Annotated in this window: 22 protein-coding genes; 13 read left to right on the top strand and 9 right to left on the bottom strand. The window is 68.4% G+C overall.

Annotation, left to right across the window (positions count from 1 at the left end):
- The first annotated feature begins 185 nt into the window (after positions 1-185).
- From HNR23_RS03385 to HNR23_RS03370, 5 genes are all read left to right on the top strand, one after another.
- A complete protein-coding gene (locus HNR23_RS03385; protein WP_184073364.1) occupies positions 186-815 on the top strand; it encodes a CDP-alcohol phosphatidyltransferase family protein in 630 nt (209 codons plus the stop codon).
- Positions 812-1,615 (top strand): phosphatidate cytidylyltransferase, encoded by an 804-nt coding sequence (locus HNR23_RS03380; RefSeq protein ID WP_184073362.1) that lies wholly within the window; start codon positions 812-814, stop codon positions 1,613-1,615. The genes HNR23_RS03385 and HNR23_RS03380 overlap by 4 nt, the downstream gene beginning before the upstream one ends.
- On the top strand, positions 1,612-2,208 hold the full coding sequence (locus HNR23_RS27120; protein ID WP_221308019.1) for a lysophospholipid acyltransferase family protein: 597 nt from the start codon (positions 1,612-1,614) through the stop codon (positions 2,206-2,208). The genes HNR23_RS03380 and HNR23_RS27120 overlap by 4 nt, the downstream gene beginning before the upstream one ends.
- Entirely contained in the window at positions 2,198-2,788 is a 591-nt protein-coding gene (locus HNR23_RS26270) for a hypothetical protein (RefSeq protein WP_221308018.1), read from the top strand. The genes HNR23_RS27120 and HNR23_RS26270 overlap by 11 nt, the downstream gene beginning before the upstream one ends.
- 80 nt (positions 2,789-2,868) lie before the next feature.
- On the top strand, positions 2,869-3,534 hold the full coding sequence (locus tag HNR23_RS03370) for a class I SAM-dependent methyltransferase (RefSeq protein ID WP_184073361.1): 666 nt from the start codon (positions 2,869-2,871) through the stop codon (positions 3,532-3,534).
- Positions 3,535-3,544: 10 nt separating this feature from the next.
- Here HNR23_RS03370 and HNR23_RS03365 read toward each other — a convergent pair whose 3' ends face one another.
- On the bottom strand, positions 3,545-3,802 hold the full coding sequence (locus HNR23_RS03365; protein WP_184073359.1) for a GntR family transcriptional regulator: 258 nt from the start codon (positions 3,800-3,802) through the stop codon (positions 3,545-3,547).
- 157 nt (positions 3,803-3,959) lie between these two features.
- On the opposite strand from HNR23_RS03365, the gene HNR23_RS03360 reads away from it, so the two are divergent.
- The 8 genes from HNR23_RS03360 (at position 3,960) to HNR23_RS03325 (ending at position 9,810) form a co-directional block, all read left to right on the top strand.
- Positions 3,960-4,100, top strand: a complete 141-nt coding sequence (locus tag HNR23_RS03360) for a hypothetical protein (RefSeq protein ID WP_184073357.1) — start codon at positions 3,960-3,962, stop codon at positions 4,098-4,100.
- The gene (locus HNR23_RS03355) at positions 4,097-4,324 is read left to right on the top strand and encodes a hypothetical protein (protein WP_184073355.1); all 228 of its coding nucleotides are present in this window, start codon (positions 4,097-4,099) and stop codon (positions 4,322-4,324) included. The genes HNR23_RS03360 and HNR23_RS03355 overlap by 4 nt, the downstream gene beginning before the upstream one ends.
- Positions 4,321-4,530, top strand: a complete 210-nt coding sequence (locus tag HNR23_RS03350) for a hypothetical protein (protein ID WP_343070408.1) — start codon at positions 4,321-4,323, stop codon at positions 4,528-4,530. The genes HNR23_RS03355 and HNR23_RS03350 overlap by 4 nt, the downstream gene beginning before the upstream one ends.
- A 253-nt stretch (positions 4,531-4,783) precedes the next feature.
- Entirely contained in the window at positions 4,784-5,113 is a 330-nt protein-coding gene (locus tag HNR23_RS03345; protein ID WP_343070407.1) for a hypothetical protein, read from the top strand.
- A gap of 34 nt (positions 5,114-5,147) precedes the next feature.
- On the top strand, positions 5,148-6,755 hold the full coding sequence (locus HNR23_RS27370) for an alpha/beta hydrolase (RefSeq protein WP_184073353.1): 1,608 nt from the start codon (positions 5,148-5,150) through the stop codon (positions 6,753-6,755).
- Positions 6,756-6,774: 19 nt separating this feature from the next.
- On the top strand, positions 6,775-7,245 hold the full coding sequence (locus HNR23_RS03335) for a hypothetical protein (RefSeq protein ID WP_184073351.1): 471 nt from the start codon (positions 6,775-6,777) through the stop codon (positions 7,243-7,245).
- A gap of 193 nt (positions 7,246-7,438) precedes the next feature.
- Complete coding sequence (locus tag HNR23_RS03330; protein WP_184073349.1) at positions 7,439-8,962, top strand: SDR family NAD(P)-dependent oxidoreductase; 1,524 nt, start codon at positions 7,439-7,441, stop codon at positions 8,960-8,962.
- 191 nt (positions 8,963-9,153) lie between these two features.
- Positions 9,154-9,810 (top strand): hypothetical protein, encoded by a 657-nt coding sequence (locus tag HNR23_RS03325; protein ID WP_184073347.1) that lies wholly within the window; start codon positions 9,154-9,156, stop codon positions 9,808-9,810.
- Positions 9,811-9,820: 10 nt separating this feature from the next.
- Here the strand turns inward: HNR23_RS03325 and HNR23_RS03320 are convergent, their stop codons facing one another.
- From HNR23_RS03320 to mgrA, 8 genes are all read right to left on the bottom strand, one after another.
- Complete coding sequence (locus HNR23_RS03320; protein ID WP_184073345.1) at positions 9,821-10,732, bottom strand: RDD family protein; 912 nt, start codon at positions 10,730-10,732, stop codon at positions 9,821-9,823.
- 231 nt (positions 10,733-10,963) lie between these two features.
- Complete coding sequence (locus tag HNR23_RS03315; protein ID WP_184073343.1) at positions 10,964-12,688, bottom strand: ABC transporter family substrate-binding protein; 1,725 nt, start codon at positions 12,686-12,688, stop codon at positions 10,964-10,966.
- 69 nt (positions 12,689-12,757) lie between these two features.
- Positions 12,758-14,896 carry a dipeptide ABC transporter ATP-binding protein gene (locus HNR23_RS03310; RefSeq protein WP_184073341.1) on the bottom strand — a complete coding sequence of 713 codons (2,139 nt, stop codon included), beginning with the start codon at positions 14,894-14,896 and terminating at the stop codon, positions 12,758-12,760.
- A 40-nt stretch (positions 14,897-14,936) separates the two neighbouring features.
- Complete coding sequence (locus tag HNR23_RS03305) at positions 14,937-15,848, bottom strand: ABC transporter permease (RefSeq protein ID WP_184073339.1); 912 nt, start codon at positions 15,846-15,848, stop codon at positions 14,937-14,939.
- A 106-nt stretch (positions 15,849-15,954) separates the two neighbouring features.
- A complete protein-coding gene (locus HNR23_RS03300) occupies positions 15,955-16,938 on the bottom strand; it encodes an ABC transporter permease (protein ID WP_184073337.1) in 984 nt (327 codons plus the stop codon).
- A 444-nt stretch (positions 16,939-17,382) separates the two neighbouring features.
- A complete protein-coding gene (locus HNR23_RS03295; protein ID WP_246421559.1) occupies positions 17,383-18,501 on the bottom strand; it encodes an NDMA-dependent alcohol dehydrogenase in 1,119 nt (372 codons plus the stop codon).
- Between the two features lie 231 nt (positions 18,502-18,732).
- Complete coding sequence (locus tag HNR23_RS03290; protein ID WP_184073335.1) at positions 18,733-19,323, bottom strand: Uma2 family endonuclease; 591 nt, start codon at positions 19,321-19,323, stop codon at positions 18,733-18,735.
- A gap of 108 nt (positions 19,324-19,431) precedes the next feature.
- Positions 19,432-20,511, bottom strand: a complete 1,080-nt coding sequence (gene mgrA, locus HNR23_RS03285; protein WP_184073333.1) for an L-glyceraldehyde 3-phosphate reductase — start codon at positions 20,509-20,511, stop codon at positions 19,432-19,434.
- Positions 20,512-20,544: the final 33 nt, after the last annotated feature.

Here is a 20,544-nt window from a genome sequence, read left to right as displayed (position 1 = left end):
ATCCGGCCGCCATCGGCTACACACCCGGGGGCGCCCTTGGCGACGGCGCCCCCGGGCTCGACGGACAGGCGGGGCCTTGCGCGTGAGCGGTGTTGCGCGGGGAGGGCCGCCTAGGTACGCGTACTCAGGGGGATAGGTAGGCCGGACGATGCCGCCGCATGCAGGTCCACGGGACCGTGGTTCCCATGAACGGTCTGTATGCCCTCAAGCCCTGGTTCGCGGGGCGGCTCGCGGCGGTGCGGCGGGTGCTCGTGGAGCGGGAGGTCTCCCCCGCGTTGCTGACGTGGGCCGGTGTCGGGTTCGCGGCCGCCGCTGGGGCGGCGGTCGCGCTGCTTCCGGCGGGGCCGGTCGCCGGGGTTGCGGTCGCGGTGCTGCTCGTCGCCCGGTTGGCCTGCGCCAACCTGGACGGCGGGGTCGCGCGGGAGAGCGGCCGCTCGACGCGGTTCGGCTTCGTCGTCAACGAGCTGGGTGACCGGCTCGCCGAGTTCGCGGTGCTCGCCGGGTGCCTGTTCGTGGCGCCACCTGCCGCGGTAGCGGGCGCGGCGCTCGCGGCGACGCTGCCCTCGTGGGTGTCCCTGGCCGGAGCCGCCGCCGGGGCGCCGCGCCTGCAGGGCGGCCCGGTCGGAAAGACCGAGCGGTGCGCGCTGCTCGCCCTCCTCGCCGCCACCGGCGCCGCCATCCCGGTTCTCGCCCTGCTGGCCGCCGGTTCGCTGGTGACGGCCGCCGTGCGGCTGGCCCGGGTCGCCGGGGCGCTGCGCCGACCCGAGAGCGCGACCGTACCCGGCACCTACGCGGTGGCGGGAGCGCGGCCATGATCGGCGCCGCGCAGGCCGCCCCCTACATCGCGGGCGCGCTCGGCGTCGGCGGGGTCGCCGTGTGGGCCTCCGGCCAGCGGGAACTGGTCCGGCGCTGGTGCTCGTGGGCGGTGATCGCTCCCGTCGTCGTCGGCGCCCACTACCTCGGGACGCCCGGCATCGCCACCCTGGTTGCGGCGATCGCCCTGGTCGCCATGGTCGAGTACGCCCGGACGGTGCGCCTCCGCCTTCCCGAGACGGTCGTCGCCGCGGTCGTGGCCGCTGGGGCACCCCTCATCGAGTGGCTCGCTCCCGACGTGTTCTGGCGGTTCCTGCTCCTGGGCGGCCTCGCGGTCGCGCTGGTTCCGGTCTGGACAGGTGACGGCCACGATGGCGCGCGCCGCACCGCGTTCGCGCTCTTCGGCACGGCCTGGCTGGCGGCGCTGAGCGGGCTGGTGCTGCTCGGCCCCGCCGCGTTCGCCCTGTGTGTGGCGGTGGCGGTGGCCGACGTCGGCGCCTGGTGCGGCGGGCGGCTGTTGGGCGGGCCGGCGCTGTCGCCGCTCTCCCCGGCCAAGCGGTGGGGCGGGGTGCTCGGCGGCGCGGCCGCCGGGGTGGCGGTGCTGGCCCTGTTCGGGGCGCTCACACCCGGCCTGGTGATCGCCGTCGCCGTCGCCGCGCCCCTGGGCGACCTGCTCGAATCGATGGTCAAGCGCGGGTCCGGCGTCAAGGACACCGGCGGGTGGCTGCCCGGCATGGGCGGGCTGCTCGACCGCATCGACTCCCTGCTTCTCGCTGTTCCGGTGGCGGTGGTGCTGTCATGATCGGATCTCTGCTGCGCGCCGGGCTGTGGCGCGCGGCGCTCGCTCAGGTGGGCGGTTTCAGCGTCCAGGGCGAGCGCCCGGACGGCCCGTGCGTCGTGGTCGCCAACCACTCCTCGCACGCCGACACCGCCGCCCTCCTCGCGGCGCTTCCGGCCCGGCGCCGACCGGCGGTCGCGGCCGCCGACGACTACTGGTTCGGCCACCGGGGGCGGGCCTGGACGGCCCGGACGGTCGCCGGGGCGTTTCCCGTACGGCGCAACGGCGGCGGACGCGACGACCTGCTCGCCGCCGCGCCGCTGCTGCGGCGCGGGCACATCGTGGTCGTCTACCCGGAGGGCACGCGCTCGCGCGACGGCGCGCTCGCACGGTTCCGGTCCGGGGCGGCACAGCTGGCCGAGCGGGCCGGGGTGCCGCTGGTCCCGGCGGCCATCCACGGCACGCGGCGGCTCCTCCCCCGCGACGGGCGGCTGCGCCGCGCCCCGGTGACCGTTCGGTTCGGCACCCCGGTCCACGACATCCACGCGGCCCAGGAGCAGGTCGCGACCATGCTGCAGACGCCGACGACGAAGGTTGGAGCCACCCATGACCACTGAGGACGCCTCGCCGCGCGACTCCCGCCTGCGCCGCCGCGCCGCCCGGCTCGCCCGATCGCCGCAGGGTACGGCGCTGGCGGCGGCGTGGGGATTCGCCGAGGCGCTGTCCTGGCCGGTGCTGCCGGAGGTGGCGCTGGCCGGGCTGTGCGTGGCCGACCCGCGCTCGGGCCCGCGGCTGTCGGTCGCCGCAGCGGCGGGGAGCGTCGCTGGAGGGCTGGTCACCTACGCCCTCGCGTCGAAGGGCGTGGTGCCGCCGCAGCCGCTGACCACCCGCCGGATGCGCGAGACCGTCGCCCGGCAGACTCGGGAGGAGGGCGCGCGAGCCGTCCGGCACCAGCCGCTGGCCGGAATCCCCTACAAGGTGTATGCGGCGCGTGCTGGGGAGGAAGGGGTGGGTGCCCTCCCCTTCGCGTGCGCGAGCGCCCGCGCGCGGGGCACCCGGATCGTGACCGCGGGGCTCGCCCTGACGGCGTTCGGTGCGGCGGCGCGGTCGCAGCGGCACCGCTACGGCCCCTACCTGGCGGCGGCGGGGACGGGGTTCGCGGCGGCGCTCACCCTGATCGTGCGCGCCTGGCGCTGACCCGGCCGAACACCGATGACCTGTCCCGCCCTATGCTCGTAGTCGCACGATCGGCTTTCGGCCCGGGGCGGGACGCACGGATGAGCACACCTCACGACGACCTCGGCGGCGCCCAGCTCTCACACTGGCAGCGGACCTACGCCGACCACCCGGGGATGTACGGCGAACAGCCGTCGGATCCCGCGCTGCACGCCACCGAGGTCTTCCGGTCGGCGGGCGCCCGCGACGTCCTGGAACTCGGAGCGGGGCACGGCCGCGACGCGCTGCACTTCGCCCGCTCGGGTTTCACCGTCCAGGCATCCGACTTCAGCCCGACCGGCCTGAAGCAGCTGGCGGAGGCGGCCGCCGCCGAGGGGCTGGGCGAGCACGTCACCACCCTGGTCCAGGACGTCCGCGAGCCGCTGGGGCTGCCGGACGACAGCGTCGACGCGGTGTTCGCGCACATGCTGCTGTGCATGGCCCTGTCAACGGAGGAGATCACGACCCTGGTCTCCGAAGTCGCCCGCGTCCTCCGCCCCGGCGGGACCTTCGTCTACACGGTCCGCCACACCGGCGACGCCCACTACGGCGCCGGAATCCCCCACGGCGACGACATCTTCGAACACGGCGGCTTCGCCGTCCACTTCTTCCCCCGCACCCTCGTCGACACCCTGGCAGGGAGCTGGCACCTGAACGAGGTCCACGAGTTCGAGGAAGGCGACCTCCCACGCCGCCTCTGGCGGGTCACTCAGACTCTGCCCGAGTGAAAGGCCTTTCCTACTCGCTGTCGGCGGACGGGGGCGAAACGAACGTTCCCCTTTGAGGGACGGTGTAGACGTATCCCTCTTCACGGAGGTACCGGACCGCACGACGTGCAGTGTCCCGTGCCACGCCCCAGCGCTGAATCATCGTCGCTTCCGAGGGGATCGGCCGGTCAGGTCGCAGCTCTCCGCGCTTGATCTCGTCGATGATCACAGCCGCTATCTGGCGGTAGGGCGGCGTCGGCGAATCGTAGTCGATCTCATCCTCGGACATGTGCCAGACGCTAGATGACGGCGAACAAATGTCCACGCATCCCTACGTTGGTAGACGAGGGTAGAGGAGTTGCCTTACCCTCTATTGACATGACAAGACCCCGGCGCCTGACTGCAACAGGCCCGGGGCGTGGCCCCACTCACGCGAGGAGTGAGACATGTCCATCCTGCCATCGCGGCGAAGCCGCCGTGTCCGGCCCTACATCACAGCTCTGGAACGGCATCGGGCCGTCGAGGAGCGCCGGTTCCGGCAGTTCGCCGGTGTGGTGGCCCTGCGCGCCCTGGAGGTCGTGCGATGACCTCCCCCGTCAGCCGGGTCGTGCACGGGTTCATCACCGTGACCTACGACCCCCGCCTCCCCTTCCTTCAGCGGTTCACCATCCGCGAGCGCGGCGGCCGTATCGTGCGGCTGCGTGCTCCGCGCGGCGAGGCCCACAGGGCACTCGTTCGTGAGTGCGGGCTCTCCCGGTCCGCCGCCGCCCGGATCCTCAACCGACTGGACGGCGGGCAGGTGCACTGGTGAACACCAGCCGAGACCCGCTGCTGCGGCTGCTCCGCGAGCACTACGGACACCGGTGGACGATCCGGCGCACCGACAACCTGTGGGTCGCCACCGCCAACGACCCCGGCGCCGACCACGCGCCCACGATCATCCAGCCCGACATCAACGAATTCCTCTACGACCTGGACAACCCACCCGCACGGGCCGCCAAGCCCAGCACCGGCTGACCGGCCAGCGACCGGTCCCCGCCGCACCACCTGCGGCGGGGACCGCAGTCTGCTGTCCGGTACGGGCGCATCCCCTGCCGCCGGAGTGACGACGAAACCCCGCCTCGACTCGTTTGGGAGCCATCGGCGTTCTTGGCCTGATCCGGACAATCTTGGGTGAGAGCCCTCACGTCACACCATGTGTTACCTCAATTTCCCCCTTTGTACGGTAACGTCCGCACCGCACGTGGCCAGATATCAGAACAGGTGAGCTGTGAGCGACGAGGTCGGCGTCAACGTCGTCAAGGGCAAGAGCAAGGGTGAAGCCGCCGAGATGCTGGCCGAGGCCATGGTCGGCCTGACGGACACCTTCGAGTCGATGCTTGAGGACATTCGGAGCCCCGCAGCCGAAGTCCCCGTTCGCCTGGGGTACGACAAGTTCCGCGAGGACACTTCAGTCTTCCTGGGAGAGCTGCAGAACCACGGACTCCAGCTCAGCGAGAACATCCAGTCCGGTGCATCCGCAGCCGCGAAGAATGACTACGACAGCTCCGAGGACTTTGATAGTCCCTGGCCCGGCCTCAGCCGCGAAGTCAATGGCTGAACGTTCTTCTTGACCCCCACCCCAGGAGAAGTCCGTGGCAAAGTTTGAATTCAATGAAGCCGGATGCACCTTCATTCCGGACATGACAATCGCAAGCGAGGGACGACTCAGGGATTTCGCTGACGACTTCGAGATCTTCATGGGCCGCATCACCGGCCGCTCTGGCAGTTTGCACGACGAGTTCAACGGCTCTTCTTTCGAGTTCAGCGACCTGATCGCCTGGAAAATCAAAGACGAAGCAGATTACGACCAAACCAAGTGGCAGCAAGCCGTTTTGTCCATTTCTTTCCTCATTTCAACTACTCAAAAATGGGCAGATGACGTCGAAGACTACAAATACGCCCGCGAGGCAAACGTCGAACGGTGGAAACACTCAGAGAAGCTTCACCTCAAGAAGATAAAGAATGCCGAAACGAGGGATGCCATAGCGTGGACCGGGGCAAGGGCTGACGCGGTCAGTGCAATGCGCCTTGACTTTGAAGCACAAAGACACAAGGCGGAGACACATTGGGATGAATTCCAAGAAAAGGCCCAAGTAATATCCGACATGCTGAAGAAGGGCGCAACGGAGGAGAACGTCCGCAAGCTTCAGGACTCGGGATACTTGAGTTGGGCTCCATTCAACATCATGGGGCCAAAGTACGACAAACCTGAATTTCCACCGCTGAAGGGCGGCGTCCCGAAGGAAGGCAGTGATCCCAATCAGGTCAATGCCTGGTGGGAAAGTCTGTCCCCCTCACAGCGAGAAGCGCTAATGGCGAAGCACCCTGACACGCTACGGATGATGGACGGCATCCCCGCCGAGGTGCGGGACGAACTCAATCGTGACCATCTCGACGAAGTACTTCCCAGGGTCAAGGAGCAGTACGGCGACGACAGCGCTGAATATAGGGAACTGAAAAAACTCAAAAACGAGACCCTGGATGCCGAGGGAACCGAACGCTATCTGTTGGCGTTGGACACCACTGATGGCAAGGGGCGAGCGATTCTCGCCGATGGAAACCCGGACACGGCGGACAACGTTGCGACATTGGTACCTGGGACTGGAATCAAGTGGCAAGCCATCAACGGGCAGCTGGGCCGAGCCGAGGTCATTAAGAAGGAGGCCCAAGAAGTAGACCCTGATGCAACTCATGCAGTGATCTCCTGGATTGGATATAACACTCCGGACGATGCAGAGGCGATTAGCGAGGATTACGCTGTGGCAGCTTCCCAGGGTTTGCGAGATTTCCAGATCGGATTGCGATCCACACACGAAGGAAAGCCCTCCAACAACACAATCATCGGCCACAGTTATGGGTCTACGCTTGCTGGGCACGCGATGCAGGGGACGGGGCTTGACGCGGATAACTACGTGTTCGTTGGCAGCCCCGGACTCAATGCAGAACATGTGAGTGATCTGGGCGTCCCTGGAAGCAAGGTCCACGTCTCGACAGCGAAGAACGACACAATCAACGCCTTCACCCCGGACTTTGTCCACGGCGCCGATCCGACGAGCGAGGACTTCGGAGCATCTGTATTTGATTCCGCCGACGGGTCAATGCTCGGGAAGTTTCCATTCGGCCAGGCGCACAGCGACTACTTTAAAAGGAACAGCAAGTCGGCGCGTCACATGGGAGAAATTGTTGCCGGTCAGCACTAACGTGAAACGAAGAGATCCGATGTCATGGATTCCGCAATCCTCCGTCGCACTGATCATATTTTCACTGTCCGCCTGCGGGTGGACTGACCCCGGGGCAGACCTCGATCGAAGTCAGGCTGGTGAGACACTTGAGAAGTACATCGCAGAATCATTTTCCACACTCCCCAAGGAAGCGAAGCTGGAAGCAAAGGAAGATATGTGGGACACCTCGTGTGGTGACGCGGAGAGCGATAACACCGGGCGCGTCATGGTAACCAAGGAATACCGAGTTTTGAACCTGCACCCCAAGGACAAGGAACAGAATATTGAAAGAATGTTCGAACATTGGAATAAGAACGGCTACTCTGTCATCGAGGACGCTCGCCCAGAAGAGTTGGTGATCCAAGTGGAGACCCCCGATTCATTCACTCTTGCAGTGCGTGGCGACAGGAGCGATGAACTGAGCATCGGCGCCCTTTCCCCCTGTTTCTCGCCGTACGACGGCGGGTAGATTCTCCGCTGTTTTCCCATGTTCGCGCGGTGACATGTCCGATAACGGGCCAGCAGCCAACTTCTCGGGTCGCTGCCGCCCTGGATCACGGGCCTGCTGCGCTCGCACCGAGTCATGGAGGCTGGCCGGACCAGCGGCGGGGCGCGCATAGAGTTCCTGCGGAGTATCCGGAACCGGTCACACAGGGATGGCGATGGGGCAGAACGGGCAGGCGGCTGCGGAGAAGCCGGGCGATCACGGCGCCGAGGTCTCGGGCATCGACCCCGAGCGGCTGGAGTCCTGCCTGCGTGTGCTCGCAGAAGCGGAGGAGCTGCCGCCCGAGCACCCCGACTCTCTCAAGGTGCAGCGCGCGACCGCGAAGCTCTTCAAGGCCGTGAAGGTCCGGCGCCGCAGGGAGCGGCGGGCGGCGGAGACCGCCGCCGACCGGGCGCTCATCGCCAAGACCGCGACCGGGGCGCCCGACCGGATCGACGACGAGACGCAGGGCATCCCCCTCACCACCTCCACCACCGACCGGACCGTCGGCGTCTTCCGGCGCCCGCGCCCCTGCTACATCTGCAAGCAGAAGTACGAGGTCGTCGACGCCTTCTACCACCAGCTCTGCCCCACCTGCGCGGCAGAGAACTGGGCGCGCCGCGAGGCCCGCGCCGACCTGACCGGGCGGCGGGCGCTGCTCACCGGCGGCAGGGCGAAGATCGGTATGTACATCGCGCTGCGTCTCCTGCGCGACGGCGCGCACACCACCATCACCACCCGCTTCCCCAAGGACGCCGTCCGCCGCTTCTCCGCGATGCCCGACAGCGCCGACTGGCTGCACCGGCTGCGCGTGGTCGGGCTGGATCTGCGCGACCCTGCCCAGGTGATCGCGCTCGCCGACTCCGTCGCCGAGCAGGGGCCACTGGACATCCTCATCAACAACGCCGCGCAGACCGTGCGCCGCTCCCCCGGCTCCTACTCCCGCCTCGTCGAGGCGGAGTCGGCCGAGCTGCCCTCCGGGCCGCTGCCGGACATGGTCACCTTCGGTTCCCCCGGCGGGCGCAGCGGCGTCGACGCCATCAGCGGTGCGGACCGGCGGGAGCTGGCCGAGGTGGCCGGGGACCTGGCGGCGGCTGCGGCTCCGCTGACTCCGCACGCGCTGACGGCCCTGGCCCTCACCAGCGGTTCGGCCGCCCCCGAGCGCATCGCCGCCGGGAACGCGATCGATGCCGGCGGCCTGGTGCCCGACCTCGCGGCGGAGAACAGCTGGACCCAGCAGGTACACGAGGTCGGTGCGCTGGAGATGCTCGAAGTCCAGCTGTGCAACGTCACCGCACCGTTCCTGCTGGTGAGCCGGTTGCGCCCGGCCATGGCCGCCTCTCCCGCGCGGCGCAAGTACGTGGTGAACGTGTCCGCCATGGAGGGCGTGTTCGAGCGCGGCTACAAGGCCCCGGGCCACCCGCACACCAACATGGCGAAGGCTTCGCTGAACATGCTGACGCGCACGAGCGCCCAGGAGATGTGGGAGTCCGACGGCGTCCTCATGACCAGCGTGGACACCGGCTGGATCACCGACGAGCGCCCGCACCCCGACAAGGTGCGCCTGGCCGAGGCCGGCTTCCACGCCCCGCTCGACCTCGTCGACGGCGCCGCGCGGGTCTACGACCCCATCGTCCGCGGCGAGCAGGGCGAGGACCTCTACGGCTGCTTCCTGAAGGACTACCGCCCGGCCGCCTGGTGACCGTGCCCCCACCAGGCCCCTCTCTCCGTTGATCTCGGAGATATCGGGGTGTCACGCACGATTTTTACCCCGATATCTCCGAGATCAACGGAGAGAGGGGCGGCGACACCCGGTGGGCGTGCGCGTGGAAAGGCGGGGAGATAAGGACAATGGGCTCATGTCCCCATCCGGCACGTGGGAGGCCGAACCTGATGAGATCCGTTCCGCACCGAAGACGCCCGTCGAGCGGGCTCGCGGCCGGTGTGGTGCTGCTGGCCGTGGGAACGGCCTGCGGCGGCGGCCAGCAGACGCGGGGTGACGCCGAGGCCTCGCCCCCGCCGGTGCCCGACGGGTTCGTCGCGCACGACTCGGACGGCATCGGCTACGCGCTCCCCGACGACTTCGGAGACCGGCCCGCGCAGGTGGAGATCCTCGTCGCCGACGACACCGCGGACAGCGTCGACGAGGTGGCCCGGGACGCCCTGGCCGTCTTCCAGCGGGACACCCGGCTCACCTACACCGACCGCGAGTACGAGTACCCCGTCCCCGGTGCCGAGGACGCGCAGCGGTCCGACTACGAGTTCTCCGGCGAGTACGCGCCCGACCTGATCCGGCGTCCTGACGGCGAGGGCGCGACCGCCGACCCCTCGGAGGCGGACGGTACCCCGTCCCCGACGGTCGGAGACGGGGACGGCGACCCGGAACCAACGGACGGCACGGACGACACGGACGACACGGTCCGGGGCGTCGACGTGGCGATGCTGCTGGACGACGGCACCGGGGTCACCTTCCGGATCACCGCGGCCGACCGCTACCTCGACGACGCCCTGGCCGACCGGATCATCGGCACGCTGTACGTGATGGGCTGAGTGCCCGGTTTCAGCGGTCGACGACGACCACGGTCTTGGCGACCTTGTCGTTGATCGACTGCCGGTTGGGGCGGTCCCACAGCGGCCACAGGCCGTTGACGATCGGGAAGAGGTTGGCGAGCACGCCCAGGAAGGGGATCCAGCCCAGGAGCGAACTGGGTCCGTACCAGACCAGGGCGCGGACGACGGCGGTGCCGGGTGGGAGGCTTCCGCCCGGGTCCCGCGGGGTGTCCAGGGGGACCACGCGCAGGGACAGCGCCATCTTGCCCAGCGTGCGGCCGTAGTACCGCAGCATGGTCCCTTCGTAGGCGAGGGCGATCGCGAGGAAGATCAGCGAGAGGACGATGGTGAGCCCCAGGTCGTCGCCGGTTCCGACCTCGAAGTCGGTGGCTCCCTCACCGATGAGGGTGATGGCGTAGAAGATGCCGATGATGAAGGCGATGATGAAGAACGGCACCACGACGATGATGGTGTCGATGATGCGCGCCACCAGCCGCTGCCACCACTCGGCGAGCGGGAGGCCGTGGACGAGCGGCGCCTGGGTCGCCGGGCCGTAGGGCTGCTGGCCGGGCGGTGGCGGCGGGGGCGCCCCGTAGCCGCCGGGGGCGTAGGGGTCCTGTCGGGCGTCGCCGTAGGGCGGTTGTCCGTAGGGCTGCTGGCCCGGAGGGGGCTGGCCGTAGGCGGGTTGGCCGTAACCGGGTTGGCCATAGCCGGGCTGCTGCTGTCCGGGGTAGCCCGGCCCGCCCTCGGGGGGCGGCCCGTGGGGCGGTTGTCCGTAGGGTTGCTGCGGCTCGCTGTAGGGGGCGCCGGTTCCGCCGCCCTGCCGCTCGTCACCGCCGCCGGGCTCCTGCGGCTCCTGCGGCTCTCGGTCGGACGGCGATTTCCCGTCATCGTTCGGCTGGTCAGGCGGTGGGTAGTTCATCGTGAGTCGCACCCCTGAAGGTCTCGTTCGCGTCGGACGACGCCTGCCTTCCATTGGACCACCGCGCACGCGACCGCACCACGCCGGACACGCCGATACACACAGGATCCACCACGGAAAGTGACAGAACGGGAGCGCAGGCGCCGGGAGCGCGCGAGCACCTCGGCGAACGGGCGTGCCCCCACCGGGTGGCCCGGTGGGGGCACGCACCTTCAGGTCACAGCGGCGCGATTACTTCACAAAGCCGATGTCCTCGTAGTGGATACTGCCGAGCCCGTTGGCGCCCCAGTTGGCGATCTCGTCGTTGACCGCGAAGAGGCCCGGGCGCTGGAAGAGCGGCACCGCCATGCTCTGCTCCCACAGCATCCGGTCGAGCTCGTTGGTGAGCTCGGTGTACTTCTCCGGGTCGGTCTCCTCGGTCAGCGCGTCGAAGCCGTCGCGGATCTCGTCGGTGGTGAAGAAGTGCAGGTTGTTGCCCCAGTTGACGTTGCCGTCCTCGTCCTCGCCCACCGGTCCGGCGAAGTTCTCCTGGGAGTAGCCGGCGTACGGGTTGGTGCTGGTGTAGACGAAGGTGGTGGCGTCGTAGTTGCCGGGGACGATGTACTCCTCGAAGAACTTGTTGTTCGGGACGGTGTCCACGTCGACCTTGACGCCGATCTCCTCCAGCTGCGCCTGGGCGATCTCGGCCTCGTCAGCGGTGTTCCGGATGTCCGAGGGGATCACCCAGTGGAGTTCGAGCTCCTCGCCGTCCTTCGTGCGGGTCGCCCCCTCGGACTCCTGGGTCCACCCGGCCTCGTCGAGCATCTGGCCCGCCAGCTCGGGATCGTACTCGCCGTAGCCCTCGCTGTTGTCCTGGAAACCGGTCTGCGAGGACTTGATCAGCCGGTTCACCGTCGGGTCGGTGGTCCACTCGACCCCATCCAGGGTCGCCGAGGCGATCTGGGCGCGGTCGATGCCGTGCACGATGGCGTTGCGGACCTTGGTGTCCTCCAGGATCCGGCCCTCGCCGCCGTTCATGGTGAGGTGGCGGTAGCCATTGTCGACCGCCTTGGTGAGGCGGACCCCGTCCCTGTCCTTCAGGGTGTCGTAGGCGTTGGCGTCGTAGCCGAGGTAGAAGCCGTCGATCTCACCGTTGTTCATCACGTTCGGCAGGGCGTCGTTGCCGTAGTGGTGGTAGATGATCCGGTCCAGCTTCGCCGGCTCACCCCACCAGTCCTCGCTCTTGTTGACGGTGACGGTCTCCTTGGTCTTGTCGAACTCGACGTCGCCGAAGGGACCCGCGGTGACCGGGAAGTCGTGCTCGTAGTCCTTGTTGAACTTCTCCGGGTCCTCCATGTACTCCTTGGGGTACAGGTGGGCGAAGAGTCGGGGCCACTCGCCGAAGGGTGTACTGAAGGTGAAGACGGCCTCGAACTCGTTCTCACCCTCCTCGGTCTTCTCGATGCGCTCGTAGCCGGTCTTGTCGCCGATCTCGAACTTGGCGTCGTCGTCGCGGTGGCCGCCCACGGTCTCGGCCTGCGCGGCGTAGTCCTCCCAGGTGATCGGGTCGCCGTTGGACCACGTGGCGTCGGGGTTGAGCTCGAAGGTCAGCGTCGTGCCGTCGTCGCTGATCTCGCTGCTCAGGACGAAGTCCTGGTCGGGGTGCGGGTCGCCGGAGTCGTCGTAGTAGTGGGCGCGGGGCAGGACGGCCGCCGCGATCCGCTCGGCGTTGGCCAGGTTGCCCTGGGTGTGGAAGCGCTGGTACTGCGTGGGGAACTCGTTGATCCCCCAGTGGAACGTGCCGCCGTCCTCCAGGTCGTCGCGATCGGTCGCGTTCATGTCGGAGGCGGGGATGTCGGTGAGCTTCTCCTCGTTCCCACCGGCTTCGTCACCGCCGCCTCCGCCGCTGCACGCTCCTGCCATGAGGGCCAGGGCCATGACGGGTGCGGCCATGTAGGCCGCTCGTCTGATGGTCATGGGACAACTCCCTACTGGATTCTTTGTGGGGGTAGCCGGGCCGGCGCGGGGCGCCGTTCCCGAATGCGGTCACAGCAGCTCGCGCTCCTCCGCGTAGTGGCAGGCCGACGCCTGGTCGGCGGAGTCGCCACCCTGGGGTGTGAGTGCCGGTTCCTGATTCACGCAGCGTTCGCGCTCGCTCTCGCCGAGGACGGCGAACTTCTGGCAGCGGGTGCGGAAACTGCATCCCGACGGCGGGGCGGCGGGGTTGGGCAGGTCTCCCTTGAGGACGATGTGGGTCCGGGCACGCTCCTTCTCCGGGTTGGGCACCGGGATCGCCGACAACAGCGCCTGGGTGTAGGGGTGGGTGGGAGCGCCGTAGATGGAGTCGACGTCGCCGATCTCGACGATCTTGCCGAGGTACATCACCGCCACCCGGTCGGCGATGTGCCGGACCACCGACAGGTCGTGCGCGACGAACAGGTAGGCCAGGCCGAGGCGGGCCTTGAGCTCGTCGAGCAGGTTGATCACGCCGGCCTGGATGGACACGTCCAGCGCGGACACCGGCTCGTCCAGCACCAGCAGCCGCGGTTCCAGGGCCAGGGCGCGGGCGATGCCGATGCGCTGGCGCTGCCCGCCGGAGAACTCCTGGGGGTAGCGGGCGGCGTGCGCCGGGTCCAGGCCGACGAGGTCGAGCAGCTCGTGCACGCGCGCGGCCAGCCGGTTCTTGGGGTGGCCGTGGGTGCGCAGCGGCTCGGCGATGATCTCGAAGACCTGCATGCGCGGGTCGAGCGAGCTCATCGGGTCCTGGAACACCACCTGCATGTCGCGGCGGATCGCGAAGCGTTCCTTGGCGCCGAGGCGGCCCGACTCCTTGCCCAGCACGACGACCCGGCCGCGCTGCGGCTTGTCCAGGCTGAGGATCTCCATCAGCGTGCTCGACTTGCCGCAGCCGGACTCGCCGACCAGGCCCAGCGTCTCGCCCTCGCGGATGTCGAAGGTGAGCCCGTCGACCGCGTACACGGTGCCGACGCGGCGCTTGAACACCGCGCCCTTCATCAGCGGGTGGTGCTTGATGAGGTCGTCGACCTCCAGCACGGCCTCGCGGTCCTCGCGGCGGATCGACGACTGCGGGCTCGGCGGGATGTCGGGCACGGGGTAGACGTCGTGCGCCTCCCACCCGTTGTCCTCGATCTCCGCGGCCCTGATGCACGCCGCGGCGTGCCCCTCGCCACCCACGGCGACCAGGGGCGGCTCCTCCTGGTGGCAGGCGGCCACGGCGATCGGGCAGCGCGGCGCGAACGGGCAGCCCGGCGGCATGTCGGACAGCGACGGCGGGTTGCCCTTGATCGGGATCAGCGGGGTCTTCTCCGCGGCGTCGAGCCGCGGCACCGAGCCGAGCAGGCCCATGGTGTAGGGCATGCGGGTGCGGTAGTAGACGTCGTCGACATCGCCGGTCTCCACCAGCCGCCCCGCGTACATGACCTGCACCCGGTCGACGAACCCGGCGACGACACCCAGGTCGTGGGTGATCATCACGATGGCGGCGCCGGTCTCGCGCTGCGCGGTCTTGAGGACCTCCAGGATCTGCGCCTGGATGGTGACGTCGAGGGCCGTGGTGGGCTCGTCGCAGATGATGACGTCGGGGTCGTTGGCGATGGCGATGGCGATCATGACGCGCTGGCGCATACCGCCGGAGAACTCGTGCGGGAACGCGCGGTAGCGGGTCTCGGCTTCGGGGATGCCGACGAGTTCGAGCAGGTCGACCGCGCGGGCGGCGGCCGCGGCCTTGGACAGGCCGGGGTTGTGCACGCGCACCGCCTCGGCCACCTGGTCGCCGACGGTGTAGACGGGGGTCAGCCCGGACAGCGGGTCCTGGAAGACCATGGCGATGCTCTTGCCGCGCTTGGTCGACATGGCGCGGTCGTCCAGGCCGAGCAGTTCCTCGCCGTGCAGCCGGATGGACCCGCTGACGCGGGCGTACTCGGGCAGCAGGCCCATGGCCGCCATGGAGGAGACCGACTTGCCGGACCCGGACTCGCCGACGATGCCGAGGATCTCGCCCCGGTGCACCCGGTAGCTCACTCCGCGCACCGCCGTGACGTCGGGGTTCTTCCCGCTGCCGGGGAAGGTCACCTTGAGGTCGGCGACCTCAAGGACAGGGGTCTGGTCGTCGCGCCGCTTGGTCACGCTGCCGTCCGTCTCGGTCTCGATCGTCGTTCCGGTCATCTCCGCTGACTCCCGCTGTAGCTGTGGCTGGTCGGGCCGGTCATGACCGGCGCTTGGTCTGCGGGTCCAGGGCGTCGCGCAGGCCGTCGCCGATGAGGTTGACCGCCAGCACGAGGAGGACGAGGAAGCCGGTGCAGAACCAGAAGGTCCAGGGGAAGGTGATCGCCTGCTTGGACCCGAGGGCGATGAGGGAGCCCAGGGACACGTCCGGCGGCTGCACGCCGAAGCCGAAGTAGGAGAGTGCGGTCTCGGCGATGATCGCCGCGCTGACGTTGATGGTGGCGTCGACGATCAGCAGCGACGACATGTTGGGGAGGATGTGCCGGAAGATGATCTTGTAGTGCGGCACGCCCATGTAGCGGGCGGCCAGCACGTACTCGCGTTCCTTCAGCGAGATCGTCATGCCGCGCACCATCTTGGCGGTGACCATCCACATCAGCCCGGCCAGCAGGATGACGAAGACCAGCCAGCCGGTGCCGCGCAGCGCCGGGTAGAGGATCGCCAGGATCAGGAAGTTGGGCAGCACCAGGAACAGGTCGGTGACCCACATCAGGACCTTGTCGGTGAGGCCGAGGAAGTAGCCGGCGAACGCGCCGACGACGGCGGCGACCACGGTGGTGACGACCGCCGCGAGCAGGCCGATGATGATGGACTTCTGCAGGCCCACCATGGTGATGGTGAAGACGTCGCGGCCCGTGTTGTCGGTGCCGAACCAGTGCTCGGGCGACGGCGGGCTGCGGAACGCCCCGAAGTCGCGCTCGGTGAACTCCCACGGGCTGATCAGGGGGCCCAGCCAGGCCAGGGCGACCAGGCCCAGGAGGATCACGAGGCCGATCACCACGCGGCGGGTCCGCAGCACCTCGTGGAGCACCGACGACCAGCGGCCGGAGACCCTCGTCGGCTTGTCCTCGCCTCCGGAGGGGTCGGCGACGCGCTCGGCGGACATGCTCATGAGGTCTTCTCCAACGCTTTCCGGTGGGGGCGGGAACGAGGATGCGGGTCCGGGCCCCGCGGGGTGCCCGGGACACGCGGTTCGGGGGCCTGGGCGGCGGCCATGCTCAGCTCACCCGGACGCGCGGGTCCAGCCACGCGTACAGGATGTCGGAGAAGAAGGAGGCCGCCATGACGCAGAACGCCATGAAGCAGGTGACCGCGGCGACGGCGTTCACGTCGTTGGTGACGATGGAGTCGACCACCCAGGCGCCCATTCCGTGCCAGCCGTAGATCTTCTCGGTGAACGTCGCGCCGGCCAGGAGAATCCCGAACGTGAAGGTGAAATACGTGATCGTCGGGATCATCGCGGTGCGCAGCGCGTGCTTGAACAGCGCGGCCCGGCGGGTGAGCCCCTTGGCCATGGCGGTACGCACGAAGTCGGCACCGAGCACGTCGAGCATCATATTGCGCTGGTAGCGGCTGAACGCGGCGAACAGGGACAGCGCGAGGGTCGCGGTGGGCAGAATGGCGTGCTGCACGCGGTTGCCGAACGTGGCCCAGAATCCGCCCTCGAAACCGGCCGTGTATTCGCCGCCGTACTGGAATAACGTGAATCCGACCCACTCGTTGACCTGCACAGCGAGGACCTGCAGGATGACCGCGATGACCACGGTGGGAATCGCCAGCACGAAGAAGGCGAGAAAGGTGGAGACCCGGTCGAAGCCGCGGTACTGCCGCACCGCCGCGTAGGCACCCATCGCCACGCCGACCGTGCAGCCGATGATGGTTCCGGCCACGATCAGGCGGAGCGTGACACCGGCCTTGCGGGCCACGTTCTCGTTGACGCTCCCGCCCTGGACGGTCTGCCCGAAGTCGCCCCTGGCCACACCGGAGACCCAGGTGGCGTAGCGCTGCGCGAGGGGGGTGTTGTCGTTCAGGTTCAGCTTGTCGAGCTCGCGCTCGATGGCCTCCTGGCTCGGCTTGGGCTGCAGCTGCTCGAAGTTGCTGCGGGGGTCGAGCGTGGTGGCGGCGAGGAGGTAGGCGAAGGAGGATGCGAGAAAGATCAACACCACATAGTTGATCAATCGCCTGACCAGGAACATCCCCAATTAGGGCCTCCCCCACGTTTCGCCCTGAGCGGTTCGCCTGTCGAGCGCGTTCGATTGCCGACCGGCGACCCCCGGCGACCCTGGGCACGGCACCCTCATGCGCGCACGAGGTCTGCGTCCCGCGCCACCGGCAAGGATCAGGCTCCCGACGGCAACCGAAACGTGCACAAAACGGACTCACGGTCTGTGATCCGAATTCCCCCGAGTTTGGGGCACTTCTAGACACCAATCGGTCACCGCGACATCAAGAAAGCGCAACGAGAACCGTGTTCCACCACGTCACACGCGGCCCCACAAGGGAAATTAACAACGAGTAGGTCGCCCATCGCCGAGAGTTTACCCACCCGTTCCTCGGCGCCGCACCCGACCGCGCTTTCCACTCCGGACGGACGCCGCCCGCACCCTCCTTTCCGGCAAACTCACGGCCTTCGGAAAATATCGCGTTTATTCCTCATGCACGATGACTCCGCGAATGTTCTTTCCGTCGTGCATGTCCCGATATCCGGCGTCGATCTCGTCGAGCGTGTAGCGGCGGGTGATCAGTTCATCCAGCTTCAACCGCCCTGACCTGTACATGTCCAGCAACCGCGGCACATCGGCTCCGGGGTTGCCCATACCGAACAGGACGCCCTGGATCCGCTTCTCCGTCATCGCCAACTCCCAGAGGTTCACCGGCAGCCCCACGGCACCGGAGTCGCCGATGCCGGTGACCACGACCGTGGACCGCGCGCCGATCGCGGAGAAGGCCTGCGCGACGTGCTCCCCGGTGGTGACCCCCACGCACACGATCGCTGCGTCGGCGCCCCGCCCGTCGGTGACCAGGCGCGCGAAGTCGGCCGCCTCGCCCATCTCGGCGAAGGTGTGCGTCGCGCCGAACAGCAGCGCCTGCTCCCGCTTGAACTCCACGGGGTCGACCGCGATCACATGGGCCGCGCCGCGCACCGCCGCGGCCTGCACCGCGTTGATGCCGACACCGCCCACGCCCATGACGATGACGGTGTCGCCGAGGGCGACCCCGGCTCCGTTCTCCACCGACCCCCACCCGCTGGCCACCCCGCAGCTCACCATGGCGGCGGCCTCGTAGGAGACCCCCTCGGGGATCTTGACCAGGGAGTACTCCGAGGCGACGGCGTGCTGGGCGAACGTGCCGATCATGGTCATCTGGGCGACGTCCTCGCCCATGTAGGAGGCCCGGTAGGAGCCGTCGGGCATACACCCGGCCAGCGCGAACATGCCCAGGTCGCACATGGTCATCCGACCGGCGTAGCAGGAGGCGCAGAACCCGCAGCTCGGCACGAACTTGGTGGCCACGCGGTCCCCGACCTCGAACCTGGTGACACCCGGCCCCACCGCCTCGATGACCCCGGAGCCCTCGTGCCCCCCGATGAAGGGGGTCCGGCCGACGGGTAGGTCGCCGGTGGCGGCATGTTCGTCGGAGTGGCACAGCCCGGCGACCTTGAACCGGACGAGGACCTCGCCGACCTGGGGCGGCGCAAGGTCCACGTCGATGACCTGCCAGTGTCCCGGCTGCTGCAGAAGGGCGGCGGCTCGCGTCTTCATCATCCTGCGGAGCACCTTTCCATGCGAAAGGACGAGATGATCGGCTTCGCGCCCGACACATGACCGACCCAGCAGGCAGGCCCTCAGTGCACCACCGTCCTCCAGGGGTGTCAACACTCCGAGACGCGGATGTGGACGGCCGCGGTCGCCTCACCTCGGGAGCCGCACACACAAGAAACCCGCCGCCGCACTCGCTGCGAGCGGCACGGCGGCGGGGACAGCGCTCTGGAAACCTCAGCGCCTGCTGTACTGGGGGAACTCCTCCGTACTGAGGAGAATCGAGTCGAGCGACTTCGGCAGTCGCACCTCATCACCGAACCGGAAGTTCTTCCGCCGCAGGTAGACCCCCTCCTCGGGCTCAGTGAACAGGGTGATGTGGCCTGTCCGCGGATCGACGAGAAGGTAGACCGGGATGCCCCACTCCGCGTAAATCTCTGGAAGGAGCAGGATGTCCTTGCGAGGATTCCCCGTAGACACGACCTCCATGACGAAGTCGACGTCGGCTGCGGGCACGAGCCCCTCATCTTCGTAGAACCGAGCGGTGGGGACCACGACGAGGTCGGGAATTGCGTAGTCGCCCTGATCGACGTCGGGGGCGACCCCCGGTCCGTTGGTCGACGGACGACGGTCTCTGGTGAGAGCAGGTCGCAGCTGATCGTAGATCTCGTTTGCGATCACGTAGTGCTTGGGCACCGGCGGCGGCGACACGATGATGCTTCCTCCGAGGATCTCCACTCGGAAGCCCTCGGGAACATCGAGCCGCTCCGCCACCTCACGCATGGTGTATTCGTCGGTGTCCGGCTTCTCTTGCAGTTCCACAAGCATGGGCATTCCCTCCTGACGAAGGATGATGCTAGAGGGGGGAGGGGGCGTTTCGAAGGAGTTTACGAAAAGTCCCTCGCCAACGGCGTAACGCCACGCTAGTTCAGACTCTCAGCTCTCGCTCGACCGCTGCCAGATGTTGATGCCCAGGTCGACGGCGTGCTTGTCGATTTCGGTCTGTTCGTCGTCGGTGAGCGCGGGGCCGCGGAGGGCGGTGAGGCTGTCCTCCAGCTGTTCGACGCTGCTGGCGCCGATGAGGGCCGAGGTGATGCGGTCGTCGCGCAGGGCCCAGGTGAGGGCGAGTTGGGCGAGGGTCTGGCCGCGGCGGCGCGCGATGTCGTTCAGGGCGCGGATCCGCCGGAGGGTGTCCTCGTTCAGCCAGTCGGGCTGGAAGGCCTTGCCCGTGCGCAGGCGGGAGTCCTCGGGGACGCCGTCGAGGTAGCGGCCGGTGAGCAGGCCCTGGGCCAGTGGGGAGAAGACGATGCAGCCGACGCCCTCGTGGTCGAGGACGTCGAGCAGGTTCTGCTCCTCGATCCACCGGTTGACCATCGAGTAGGACGGCTGGTGGATCAGCAGCGGGGTGCCCATCTCGCGCAGGATCGCGGCGGCCCGCGCGGTGCGCTCCGCCGAGTAGGAGGAGATGCCGACGTGGAGGGCCTTGCCCGACTTCACCGCGGCGTCCAGGGCCGACATGGTCTCTTCGAGCGGGGTGGTGGGGTCGGCGCAGTGGCTGTAGAAGATGTCGACGTGGTCCAGCCCCATGCGGGCCAGCGACTGGTCGAGGCTGGCGAGCAGGTACTTGCGCGACCCGCCGCCGCTGCCGTACGGGCCGGGCCACATCTGGTACCCGGCCTTGGTGGAGATGACCAGTTCGTCGCGGTAGGCCCGGAAGTCCTCGCGCAGGATCCGGCCGAAGTTGAGCTCAGCCGAGCCGGGCGGCGGGCCGTAGTTGTTGGCCAGGTCGAAGTGGGTGACGCCGAGGTCGAACGCGCGCCGCAGGATGGCGCGCTGCGTGGACAGCGGCTTGTTGTCGCCGAAGTTCTGCCACAGCCCCAGCGAGATCGCGGGCAGGTCCAGCCCGCTGCGTCCGCTGCGGCGGTAGGGCATCCGGCCGTCGTAGCGCTCGGGGTCGGCCCGGTGGACGCCCGCGCTCGGCACGTCCAAACGGGGAACATCTGCTTCTCGCACCATGGCCCCCATCCTCCCACCAGGGCCTCCTGCGCC

The organism is Nocardiopsis mwathae (assembly GCF_014201195.1).
GTDB classification, from domain to species: domain Bacteria; phylum Actinomycetota; class Actinomycetes; order Streptosporangiales; family Streptosporangiaceae; genus Nocardiopsis_C; species Nocardiopsis_C mwathae.
Note: the sequence above shows the minus strand (reverse complement) of the source record. Positions and strands in the feature narration are given on the sequence as shown.

Coding starts and splice junctions, on each gene's coding strand:
- HNR23_RS03305 (WP_184073339.1), bottom strand. CDS start 15,848: ATGAGCATGTCCGCCGAGCGCGTCGCCGACCCCTCCGGAGGCGAGGAC.
- HNR23_RS03335 (WP_184073351.1), top strand. CDS start 6,775: ATGTCATGGATTCCGCAATCCTCCGTCGCACTGATCATATTTTCACTG.
- HNR23_RS03290 (WP_184073335.1), bottom strand. CDS start 19,323: ATGCTTGTGGAACTGCAAGAGAAGCCGGACACCGACGAATACACCATG.
- HNR23_RS03370 (WP_184073361.1), top strand. CDS start 2,869: ATGAGCACACCTCACGACGACCTCGGCGGCGCCCAGCTCTCACACTGG.
- HNR23_RS03325 (WP_184073347.1), top strand. CDS start 9,154: ATGAGATCCGTTCCGCACCGAAGACGCCCGTCGAGCGGGCTCGCGGCC.
- HNR23_RS03380 (WP_184073362.1), top strand. CDS start 812: ATGATCGGCGCCGCGCAGGCCGCCCCCTACATCGCGGGCGCGCTCGGC.
- mgrA (WP_184073333.1), bottom strand. CDS start 20,511: ATGGTGCGAGAAGCAGATGTTCCCCGTTTGGACGTGCCGAGCGCGGGC.
- HNR23_RS03295 (WP_246421559.1), bottom strand. CDS start 18,501: ATGATGAAGACGCGAGCCGCCGCCCTTCTGCAGCAGCCGGGACACTGG.
- HNR23_RS03315 (WP_184073343.1), bottom strand. CDS start 12,688: ATGACCATCAGACGAGCGGCCTACATGGCCGCACCCGTCATGGCCCTG.
- HNR23_RS03365 (WP_184073359.1), bottom strand. CDS start 3,802: ATGTCCGAGGATGAGATCGACTACGATTCGCCGACGCCGCCCTACCGC.
- HNR23_RS03355 (WP_184073355.1), top strand. CDS start 4,097: ATGACCTCCCCCGTCAGCCGGGTCGTGCACGGGTTCATCACCGTGACC.
- HNR23_RS03360 (WP_184073357.1), top strand. CDS start 3,960: ATGTCCATCCTGCCATCGCGGCGAAGCCGCCGTGTCCGGCCCTACATC.
- HNR23_RS03310 (WP_184073341.1), bottom strand. CDS start 14,896: ATGACCGGAACGACGATCGAGACCGAGACGGACGGCAGCGTGACCAAG.
- HNR23_RS27120 (WP_221308019.1), top strand. CDS start 1,612: ATGATCGGATCTCTGCTGCGCGCCGGGCTGTGGCGCGCGGCGCTCGCT.
- HNR23_RS03320 (WP_184073345.1), bottom strand. CDS start 10,732: ATGAACTACCCACCGCCTGACCAGCCGAACGATGACGGGAAATCGCCG.
- HNR23_RS03330 (WP_184073349.1), top strand. CDS start 7,439: ATGGGGCAGAACGGGCAGGCGGCTGCGGAGAAGCCGGGCGATCACGGC.
- HNR23_RS03385 (WP_184073364.1), top strand. CDS start 186: ATGAACGGTCTGTATGCCCTCAAGCCCTGGTTCGCGGGGCGGCTCGCG.
- HNR23_RS26270 (WP_221308018.1), top strand. CDS start 2,198: ATGACCACTGAGGACGCCTCGCCGCGCGACTCCCGCCTGCGCCGCCGC.